A 9841-nucleotide genomic window follows, 5' to 3' on the forward strand; every position below is an offset into this window, starting at 1 on the left:
GTGGTCAGCCTGACCATGCCCGAGTCGCTGGAGCGGGCCGTCGCCTGGGCCCGCGACAACCGCCGCCGGCCCCGCCACGCCCCGTCCTCCTGGTGGGCCGGCCCGGCCGTCGCCGCCGCCCCCGACCTGGCCGCCCGCCTCCCCGGCGACCTCCTCGACGGCACCGTCGACGCCGGGGCGGCGGCTGTCGACGCCACCCTGGCCCGCCGCCGCTGACCTCAGCCGGCGGCCGCGGCCAGCTCGACCGCGTGGGCGACGAACCGCATGGTCCCGGCCAGGCCGCGGTCGTCCAGGCGGACGTCGGCGCGCCAGCCGAGCGCCCGGTCGATCAGCGGCGCCCACGCCGGGCCGAGCAGGCGGCGCGCCCAGACGGCCGCCTCGGGCTTGGACACCAGCACGCCCCGGTCGAGCGCGTACAGGTTCCGGCACATGGTCAGGACCGCGAACGCCTGGTAGTTGCGGGGCCGCAGCCAGGCCAGGTCGGCGCCCGGCTCCAGCCGCCCGGCCCAGTCGCCCAGCATCGAGGCCAGCACGGCGGCCTGCAGCTCGCCGGCGCCGATCGGGTCGATCAGCTCCCGCGGGTCGGGCCCGGTCACGACCACCCCGTGCTCGCGGGTCACCCAGCGGTCCAGCACCCAGGTGGGACCGGGCCGGCCGGGGCCGAAGTCCCAGTCGGACCCGACGGTGGGCTGCTGGTCGCCGGCCGGTTGCTGGCCGCGTAGCGCCGCCGGGGCCAGGTAGACGCCCTCCAGCCTGGCCACCCAGCCGCCTTCGGCCTTGAACCCGGCGTGCAGGGCGCCGAGGCGCTCCAGGGCCGGCCCGCCGAGCGTCCCGGCGGTGGCGGCGTGGAAGTCGATGTCGCTGGACGGCGGGAAGAAGTCGCCAAGGGCCAGCGACCCGTGCAGGTACAGCCCGACCAGGTCGTCCCCGATGGCCTCGGCGACCCCGTCCAGCAGCCGCTCCACGGCCCGGTCGACCTCGGGCCAGCGCGTCGGCCAGGCACCGCGGCCACGGCCGGTCACTCGCGGGGGAGCGGGGCCATGGCGAGGCGGAAGGCGCCGATGCGGGCGTCGGCCATGCCGTAGTAGACGTCGGCCTCGTGCTCGGAGCGGTGGTCGATGGCGGTGGGGAAGACGACGTTGGGGACGACCCCTCGCGCTCGCCGGCCAGCTCCGGCTCCAGCAGCGGCTCGGCCGAGCGGGCCACCACCCGGGTGACGTCCCCGGGGTCGAGCAGCATCGCCCCGGCGCTGTAGCGGACCGCCGGCTGGTGGTCGACGCGGCCCGCCTCCAGCCGCCCGGCCACCCCGTGGTGCAGGACCAGCCAGCCGCCGCCGACCCGCCGCGGCGGGGTGCCGCCGCCCAGCTTGGCCTCCTCCCAGGGTCGCTCGGGCAGGGCGACCAGCCGGTGGTCGCGGAGGCTGGTCAGGCGGACGGGGTCGGCCGGGACCTCCTTGGCCGGGGTGAACGACACCCAGATGCCGGGCCGCGGGTCGGGCAGCCCGGGCAGCAGGTCGCCCTCGGCCGGGTTGGCCCACGACAGGTCCCACATGGGCCGGTGCAGCAGCGCGAACGCGGGCTCGCCGCCCGGGCCGGGCACCGGCTCGGGGAACAGCAGCGCGTCCATGTTGGGGTACAGGTTCAGGTCGGTGCGCAGGCCCGGCTCGAAGGCCGGGATCACCAGCACCACCGCGCCGGCCAGGATGGCCCCGAACGGGTTGGCCTGGCGGTACGCCACGGAACTCCAACCTGGCCAGGGAGTAGCCGAGCAGCAGGGTGCAGAGCAGCACCCTGCCGGTGAAGATCCCCGAGTTGAGCAGGGTCCGGGGCAGGTTGATGGCCTGGTTGATGTCGCGCAGGTTGTCCAGGGTCAGGATGGCCGGGTTGGGGAACGCCCCTGACTCGTCCGAGTTGGGCTCGCGCTGCAGGGTCCCGACCACCGTGTAGTAGAAGGGGGACAGGAACACGAGGGCGCCGAGGCTGAGGCCGAGCAGCGGTTGGGTGGCGGTGGCCACGGTCAGCTCCTCTCCAGCAGGTGGCGGTTCACCAGCGACACGACCATCACGCCGATCGCCAGCGGCACCCCGATGGCGGCCGCATACCCAGCTTTGCCCTGCTCGATGCCCTCGGTGTACATGGCGTCGCCCCGGGCGGCTTCACCGTGGCCAGCCGCTGACCCGGAGCGCGGGCGGGGCCCGGTTGCCGGGCGGTCCGCCGTCGCCTGCCGCGGGCCGGGTACCGTGGGCCCCATGACGGACCGAGCGGCCCTGGCCGCCTTCCGGGAACGGTTCCAGGGGGAGGTCGTGGTCCCCGGCGACCCGGGGTACGACCGGGCCCGGGCGGTCTGGAACGCGACCGCCGCCGCCCGGCCGGCCGTGGTCGCCCGCTGCGCCGGGGCCGGCGACGTGGTCGCGGCCGTCCGCTTCGCCCGCGAGCGGGAGCTGCTGGTCGCCGTGCGCGGCGGCGGGCACAGCTACCCGGGGTTCTCGACCTGCGACGGCGGCATCGTGATCGACCTGTCGCCGATGGCCGGGGTCCGGGTCGACCCGGACCGCCGGATGGCCACGGCGGCCGGGGGCGCCCTGCTCGGGGAGCTCGACCGCCAGGCCCAGGCGCACGGGCTGGCCTGCCCGACCGGGCACGTCTCCCATACCGGGGTCGGCGGCCTGACCCTCGGCGGCGGCGTCGGGCGGCTGACCCGCCGGCACGGGCTGACGCTCGACAACCTGGCCGCGGTCGAGCTGGTCACGGCCGAGGGCGAGCGGGTCCGGGCCGACGCCGGCAGCGAGCCGGAGCTGTTCTGGGGCCTGCGCGGGGCCGGGGCCAACTTCGGGATCGCGACCTCGTTCGAGCTGCGCCTGCACCCGGTCGGGCCGCTGGTGCTGGCCGGCATCGCCGTCTACCCGGTGGAGCGGGCCCGCGAGGTCGCGGCCGCCTTCGGCGCCTACATGGCCGGCGCCCCCGACGAGGTCACGGCCGGGCTGGGCTGGTTCGTGGCCCCGTCCGGCCCGCCGTTCCCGCCGGCGGTGGCCGGCCGCCCGGTGGTGGTGGTCAACGCCACCCACGCCGGCCCGCTGGAGGGGGCCGAGCGCGACCTGGCGCCGCTGCGGGCCCTCGGGCCGGCCCTGGACACCTTCGCCCCCCGCCCCTACCTGGAGCTCCAGGCCGAGAGCGACGACCACTACCGCTGGGGCCGGCGCAACTACTGGAAGGGCCTGCTTCTCGAGGCCCTGGCCGGCGAGGCCGTGGACCGGATCGGCGCCCTGGTGGCGTCCGCCCCCGGGCCCGACTGCGGGGTCGGGCTGCTGTCGCTCGGCGGCGCCTTCGGCCGGGTCCCCGAGGACGCCACCGCCTTCAGCGGCCGCTCGGCCACCCTCTGGCTGATCACCGAGGCGGTCTGGGACGACCCCGCCGAGGACCCGGCCCGCATCGCCTGGGGCCGCCACGCCATGGCCGCCCTGCGCCCCTTCGCGACCTCGGTCAACTACGTCAACGACCTGGGCCAGCTCGACCAGGACGCCGTCCGCGGCGCCTACGGCCCGGCCAAGTACGACCGCCTGGCCGCCCTCAAGCGCACCTGGGACCCGGACAACGTGTTCCGCCGCAACCAGAACATCAGCCCGGGGCATCGACGTGCCGTGTTCGGGTAGTCGCTACCGCGGCAGGGGGGCCGGGTGGGTGGTGGCGCCGGTGGTGGCGGACTCCTGGACGGCCAGGGCGGTGGCCAGGCTGGTCCAGGCGTCGGCGGGGGTGACGGTTGGCCACCCGCCGGTGGTGGCGGCGGTGAGGAGGTCGGCCAGGCCGGCCCGGACGGACTCGCGGTAGACGCGGTGCTTGGTCGCCTGGCCGCCCAGGGTGGCCCGCAGGCGCAGGTCCCAGCGGCCGGGCTGGCTGCGGCTGGCCAGCTCCAGGGTGATGCGCTCGGCCCCGCTGGGGCGGTAGCCGGGGACGGCCAGGGCGGCCTGCTGGTCGGTGGTCAGGGCCTGCACCGCGGCCAGGCCGGGGCCGTCGGTGCGGACGTCCAGCTCCAGCTCGACCGGGATCCAGCCGTAGAGCCGGCCGCTGGCCGTCCCCCCCCAGTCCAGGGTGGTCCACTGGGACTCGGAGCGGTCGGGCCGGGCGAAGCTGTGGGCGTAGCTGGCGGTGGCGCCGCCGGGGTGGCCGGCCGCGACCAGGACGGTGTCGACCCGGCCGTCGGGCCGGGCCGCCTCCAGGGCCTGCACCCGCTCGGGCTGGGAGCCGAGCAGCCAGGCGGCGGCGTCGAAGAAGTGGACGCCGTGCTCGACCGCGATGCCGCCGCTGATCTCCCGGTCCCAGAACCAGTGGTCGGGACCCAGCCGCTCGTCGCTGGCCAGGTTCTCCAGGGCGAAGCGGCGGGGCGGCGGCAGCACCGTCTGCTGCAGCCGGCCCAGCAGGGCGTAGAGGGGGTTGCGGCGGAGCACGTAGTCGACCGTCAACCGGGGCGCCCCGGGCCGGGTGGCCGCCGCCAGCAGCTCGGTGGCGTCCTCCAGCCGGGTCGCGAGCGGCTTCTCGCAGAACACGTGACGGCCGGCGCGCAGGGCGGCCAGGGCCAGCCCGGCGTGGCCGGCCGGCGGGGTGGCGACGGCCACCACCGCGACCCGCGGGTCCTCGAGCAGCTGGCCGGGCGCGCAGGCGGCGATCCGATGGGCGGCGGCCAGCGCCTCGGCCCGGGCCGGGTCGCGGTCGGCGACGGCCACCGGGCGCAGCCCCGGCAGCTCGGCGGCCGCCTCCAGGACCAGGGCCCCGAACCGCCCGGCCCCGACCAGGCCGAGACCCAGGTCGGCCGGCGGCGGGCCTGGCGGCCCGGCCGGCCGGTCAGGCCAGGGTGAGCCGGTCAGCTGCGGGGCTCGGCCTGGAGGAGCTTCACCGGCAGCTCGCGGCCGGTCGGGGTGACGTAGCTGAACTCGTCGCCGGCCTTGCGGCCCGAGACGGCCTGGCCGAGGGCCGACTGGACGCTGAGCACGTCCATGCCGTCGATCGCCTCCTCGCGGCTACCGAGGAAGTAGGTCTCCTCCTCGCCGGCGATCTCCAGGACAACCACGGCCCCCGGCCCGGCGACTCCGCTGGTCCCGGCCACCTCGCCGACCACGGCCGTGCTGAGCAGCGTCTCCAGCTGGCGGATGCGGGCCTCCATCATCCCCTGCTCGTTCTTGGCCGCGTCGTAGTCGGCGTTCTCACGGATGTCGCCATGCTCGCGGGCCGTGCCGATGGCCTGGGAGACGCGCTCACGCCCCTCCGTCTTGAGCTCGTTGAGCTCGCTGGACAGCCGCTCGAAGGCCTCGGGAGTCAGGTAGGTGACGCCGCGCTCACTGGTTGGCTGAGACATCGTTGATGGAACCTCCTTGCCCTACAAGGTGCCGGCCCTACAGGTTGCCGCGGAGCGCCTGCTCACGCTCCAGGGCCACGAACAACGCCTTGAAATTGCCTTCGCCGAACCCGCGGGCGCCGTGCCGCTCGATCAGCTCGAAGAAGACTGTCGGCCGATCCTGGGCCATCCTGGAGAAGATCTGCAGCAGATGGCCCTCGTCGTCCCGGTCGGCGAGCACGCCGAGCTCGGCCAGGCTGTCGAGGTCGAGGTCGATGTCGCCGAAGCGGCCGGCCAGCTCGTCGTAGTAGGTGTCGGGCACCCGCATGAACTCGATGCCCCGGTCGCGCAGGGCGCGCACGCTGGCCACGATGTCGCCGGTCTGGATGGCGATGTGCTGGACGCCCGGACCGCCGTAGAAGTCCAGGTACTCGTCGATCTGGGAGCGTCTCTTGCCCTCGGCCGGCTCGTTGATGGGGAACTTGATGCGGCCGTCGCCGTCCCAGACCACCTTGGACATCAGGGCCGAGTACTCGGTCGAGATGGCCTCGTCGCTGAAGTGGACCAGCTCGGTGAAGCCCATCACCCGCTCGTAGAACTCGACCCACTGGTTCATCCGGCCCAGCTCGACGTTGCCGACCACGTGGTCGATGGCCTCGAGGCCGACCGGCGGCAGCGGGTCGGGCACGGTCGTCCACTCGGCGAAGCCGGGCAGGAACGGGCCGCTGTAGCCGGACCGGTCGACCAGCGAGTGGATCGTGTCGCCGTAGGTGGCGATGGCCGCCCGGCGGACGATGCCGTGCTCGTCCTTGTCGTCGCTGGGCTCGGCCACGCCGGTGGCCCCGCGCTCGACGGCGGCGGCGTAGGCGACCCCGGCGTCGGGCACGGCCAGGGCCACGTCGTGGACCCCGTCGCCGTGGCGGGCGACGTGGTCGGCGATCTCGGTGCCGGGCCGCAGGGAGCTGGTCAGCACCAGCCGGATCGACCCCTGGCCGAGCACCCAGGAGGCGCGGTCGCGCAGGCCGGTCTCGGGGCCGGCGTAGGCGAGCGGGGTGAAGCCGAAGCCGGTGCGGTAGAAGTGGGCCGCCTGCTTGGCGTTGCCGACCCACAGCTCGACGTGGTCGATGCCGAGCAGGGCAAGAGGGTCGTTTGGGGTAGTCGCGGTCACAGCTCCACCTCCCGCGAGACGGCAAAAGCAGCCCAGAATGCGCAAAAGGGCGGGACGAGGTGCCCGCACCGGCGACCAATCTACCGTCTGGACGCCGCGTACGCTAGGTGTTCGGGACGAACCTTCCATTCCTAACGAACGGGGCAGGCAAAGTTCGCTACCCTTGGTGGCTGTCCCGCCCAGGAAAGGAGCGTCCAGGTCGTGCCCAGAACCCTGCTCGCCGTGCATGCGCATCCCGACGACGAGTCGTCCAAGGGCGCGGGGACGATGGCCCGCTACGCCGACGAGGGCGTCCGGGTCGTGGTCGTCACCTGCACCGGCGGGGAGGCGGGGGAGATCCTCAACCCGGCCATGGACAGGCCGGGGGTGCTGGAGCGGATGCCCGAGCTGCGCCGCCAGGAGCTGGCCAAGGCGCTGGAGATCCTCGACGTGACCGCCCACCACTGGCTCGGCTACCGCGACTCGGGCATGGCCGACAGCGAGACCAACGGCCACCCGGACGCCTTCGCCAACGCCGACCTGGAGGAGGCCACCGGCCGGCTGGTCGCCCTGATCCGGGCCGAGAAGCCCCAGGTGGTGCTGACCTACGACGAGCGCGGCGGCTACCCGCACCCCGACCACATCCGCACCCACGAGGTCTCGATGGCCGCCTTCGAGGCCGCCGGCGACCCCGCCCGCTACCCCGAGGCCGGGCCGCCCTTCCAGCCGCTCAAGCTCTACTACCACGCCACCTTCAGCCGGGCCCGGATGGAGACGATCCACGAGGGCGCGGTCGCCCGCGGGATCGAGAGCCCGTTCGCCGAGTGGCTGGAGCGCTGGGAGGAAGAGGAGGAGGGCTTCCCCGAGCCGGTCATCACCACCCAGGTCGACGTGGCCGCCTGGCTGGGCCGGCGGCGCGACGCCCTGATCGCCCACGCCACCCAGATCGACCCCAACAGCTTCTGGTTCGCCGTCCCCGACGAGGTCGTGGCCGAGGTGTACCCCTGGGAGGACTACACCCGGGTCCGCTCCCTGGTGCCGGTCCCCGAGCACGAGACCGACCTGTTCGAGGGGATCGACCCCGACGGCAACCCCATCCGCTAGCGCCCCGCACGGGCTATGCTTCCCGGCATGGAGGTGTACGACTCGATCCTCGAGGTGGTCGGGGGCACCCCGCTGGTCCGGCTGTCGCGGCTTGGCCGGGGACTGGCCCCGACCCTGCTGGCCAAGGTCGAGTACCTGAACCCCGGCGGCTCGGTCAAGGACCGGATCGGGCTGGCCATGGTCGAGCGGGCCGAGCGGGCCGGCCAGCTCAAGCCGGGCGGCACGATCGTGGAGCCGACCAGCGGCAACACCGGGGCCGGGCTGGCCATCGTCGCCGCCCTCAAAGGCTACCGGTGCGTGTTCGTGATGCCGGACAAGATGAGCCAGGAGAAGATCGCCCTGCTCCGGGGCTACGGGGCCGAGGTCGTGATCACCCCGACGGCGGTGCCGCCCGACTCGCCGGAGTCCTACTACTCGGTGGCCAACCGGCTCACCGCCGAGATCCCCGGCGCCGTCCAGCCCAACCAGTACGCCAACCCGGCCAACCCCGAGGCCCACTACGCCAGCACCGGGCCCGAGCTGTGGGACCAGACCGGCGGGGCGATCGACGTGTTCGTGGCCGGGATCGGCACCGGCGGCACCATCTCCGGGGCCGGCCGCTACCTCAAGGAGCGCAAGCCCGACCTGGTGGTGGTCGGGGCCGACCCCGAGGGGTCGATCTACACCTCCGACGACGTCCACCCCTACCTGCTCGAGGGGGTGGGGGAGGACTTCTGGCCCGAGACCTTCGACCGCTCGGTGGTCGACCGCTACGTCACCGTCCCCGACCGGGACTCGTTCCTGATGACCCGCCGCCTGGCCCGCGAGGAGGGGCTGCTGGTCGGCGGGTCGTGCGGGCTGGCCATGGTCGCCGCCATCGAGGTGGCCAAGGAGTACGGCCGCGACACCACCATCGTCGTCCTGCTGCCCGACGGGGGCCGCGGCTACCTGTCCAAGGTCTACAACGACGACTGGATGCGCGACCACGGGTTCCTGCCCCGCCGCGGCGCCGCCACCGTGGTCGACGTGCTCGGCGGCAAGGCCCACCACGACACCCCGCCGCTGGTCACCGTCGCCTCCCACGAGCGGGTCAAGGAGGCGATCGACCGGCTCCACGCCTACTCGGTCAGCCAGCTCCCGGTCGTCCACGGCGAGGACCCGGCCGACCTCTCCAGCGTGGTCGGCTCCGTCCAGGAGGGCACCCTCCTGGAGCGCCTGTTCCGCAAGCCCGAGGTCCTCGACGCCCAGGTCGTCGACGTCATGGACCCGCCGTTCCCCACCATCGAGCAGCACGAGCAGGCCGAGGCCGCCTTCGAGCTCCTCTCCAAGGGCCGCTCCACCGCCGTCCTGGTCACCGACCACGGCCGCGCCGTTGGCGTCATGACCCGCTCCGACCTCCTCGACCACCTGGCCACCCGCACCGCCGCCCGGTAGCCGGCCGCCGATGTCGTGGGAGTGGCAGGCCGGGTCCTGGCTCCGCTGGGCCCGCACCCCCGGCCACGACTCCTACTGGTTCTTCCGCGACGCCTTCTTCGACGCCATCGTCCCGGCCGCGGGCCGCCGCACCCTGGAGGTCGGCTGCGGCGAGGGCCGGGTCACCCGCGACCTCGTCCAGCGCGGCCACCAGGTCGTCGCCCTCGACATCTCCGAGACCCTGATCGCCAGCGCGGCCGCGGCCAACCCGTTCGGCGACTACGTGCGCGGCGACGCCGCCGCCCTGCCCTTCGCCGACGCCTCCTTCGACCTGGTGGTCGCCTACAACTCCCTGATGGACGTGGACGACATGCCGGCCGCGGTGCACGAGGCGTCCCGCGTCCTGGAGCCGGGCGGCCGCCTCGGCGTCTGCGTCACCCACCCGGTCGCCGACGCCGGCAAGTTCGAGTCCAAGGCGCCCGACGCCCCGTTCGTCATCGGCGGCACCTACCTCGGCCGCCACCGCTTCGAGGACACCCTGGAGCGCGACGGCCTCCAGATCACCTTCACCGGCTGGCGCTACTCCCTGGAGGAGTACACCCGCGCCCTCGAGGAGGCCGGCCTCCTGATCGAGCGCCTGCGCGAGCCCCCGGCCCCACCGGCCGCCCTCGACGCCCGCCCCGGCTACGAGCGCTGGCGGCGCCTCCCCAACTTCCTCCACCTCCGGGCCGTCAAGCCAGCCTAGGTGCCATACCTCGTGCCATTCATCGCAGGCAGAAGACGACGGTCTACCTCCCCGACGCGCTCAAGCGCCGGCTGGCCCAGGCCGCCCACTGCCGCGGCGAGCCGGAGGCGGCGCGGGTCCGCGCCGCC

At 74.6% G+C, this 9841-nt stretch carries 9 protein-coding genes and 1 pseudogene; 5 read left to right on the top strand and 5 right to left on the bottom strand.

Going from position 1 to position 9841, the window contains the following annotated elements; all coding sequences use genetic code 11:
• A partial coding sequence (locus VF468_23260) for a hypothetical protein (protein ID HEX5881210.1) occupies positions 1 to 216 on the top strand: 216 nt, incomplete at its 5' end.
• Positions 217 to 218: 2 nt separating this feature from the next.
• Here VF468_23260 and VF468_23265 read toward each other — a convergent pair.
• Together VF468_23265 and VF468_23270 are read right to left on the bottom strand one after the other, a co-directional pair.
• The gene (locus VF468_23265) at positions 219 to 1022 is read right to left on the bottom strand and encodes an aminoglycoside adenylyltransferase domain-containing protein (GenBank protein HEX5881211.1); all 804 of its coding nucleotides are present in this window, start codon (positions 1020 to 1022) and stop codon (positions 219 to 221) included.
• A 178-nt stretch (positions 1023 to 1200) separates the two neighbouring features.
• Positions 1201 to 1626: pseudogene (locus VF468_23270) on the bottom strand (glycosidase).
• A gap of 622 nt (positions 1627 to 2248) precedes the next feature.
• Between VF468_23270 and VF468_23275 the strand changes: the two are divergent.
• Positions 2249 to 3649 carry an FAD-binding oxidoreductase gene (locus VF468_23275; protein ID HEX5881212.1) on the top strand — a complete coding sequence of 467 codons (1401 nt, stop codon included), beginning with the start codon at positions 2249 to 2251 and terminating at the stop codon, positions 3647 to 3649.
• A gap of 3 nt (positions 3650 to 3652) precedes the next feature.
• Here VF468_23275 and VF468_23280 read toward each other — a convergent pair whose 3' ends face one another.
• From VF468_23280 to hppD, 3 genes are read right to left on the bottom strand one after another with little or no spacing between them, the layout of a single operon-like run.
• Positions 3653 to 4858 (bottom strand): Gfo/Idh/MocA family oxidoreductase, encoded by a 1206-nt coding sequence (locus VF468_23280; GenBank protein HEX5881213.1) that lies wholly within the window; start codon positions 4856 to 4858, stop codon positions 3653 to 3655.
• Positions 4855 to 5346 (bottom strand): transcription elongation factor GreA, encoded by a 492-nt coding sequence (gene greA, locus VF468_23285; protein ID HEX5881214.1) that lies wholly within the window; start codon positions 5344 to 5346, stop codon positions 4855 to 4857. The genes VF468_23280 and greA overlap by 4 nt, the downstream gene beginning before the upstream one ends.
• Before the next feature lie 37 nt (positions 5347 to 5383).
• Complete coding sequence (gene hppD, locus VF468_23290; protein HEX5881215.1) at positions 5384 to 6493, bottom strand: 4-hydroxyphenylpyruvate dioxygenase; 1110 nt, start codon at positions 6491 to 6493, stop codon at positions 5384 to 5386.
• A gap of 201 nt (positions 6494 to 6694) precedes the next feature.
• On the opposite strand from hppD, the gene mca reads away from it, so the two are divergent.
• Genes mca through VF468_23305 form a run of 3 tightly spaced genes read left to right on the top strand, consistent with a single transcriptional unit; the run spans position 6695 to position 9713 of the window.
• The gene (gene mca / locus VF468_23295) at positions 6695 to 7576 is read left to right on the top strand and encodes a mycothiol conjugate amidase Mca (GenBank protein HEX5881216.1); all 882 of its coding nucleotides are present in this window, start codon (positions 6695 to 6697) and stop codon (positions 7574 to 7576) included.
• 27 nt (positions 7577 to 7603) lie between these two features.
• Positions 7604 to 8989 carry a cystathionine beta-synthase gene (locus VF468_23300; GenBank protein ID HEX5881217.1) on the top strand — a complete coding sequence of 462 codons (1386 nt, stop codon included), beginning with the start codon at positions 7604 to 7606 and terminating at the stop codon, positions 8987 to 8989.
• 10 nt (positions 8990 to 8999) lie between these two features.
• Positions 9000 to 9713: a class I SAM-dependent methyltransferase gene (locus tag VF468_23305; GenBank protein ID HEX5881218.1), complete on the top strand. Its 714-nt coding sequence runs from the start codon at positions 9000 to 9002 to the stop codon at positions 9711 to 9713.
• Positions 9714 to 9841: the final 128 nt, after the last annotated feature.

The organism is Actinomycetota bacterium (assembly GCA_036280995.1).
GTDB lineage: Bacteria > Actinomycetota > CALGFH01 > CALGFH01 > CALGFH01 > CALGFH01.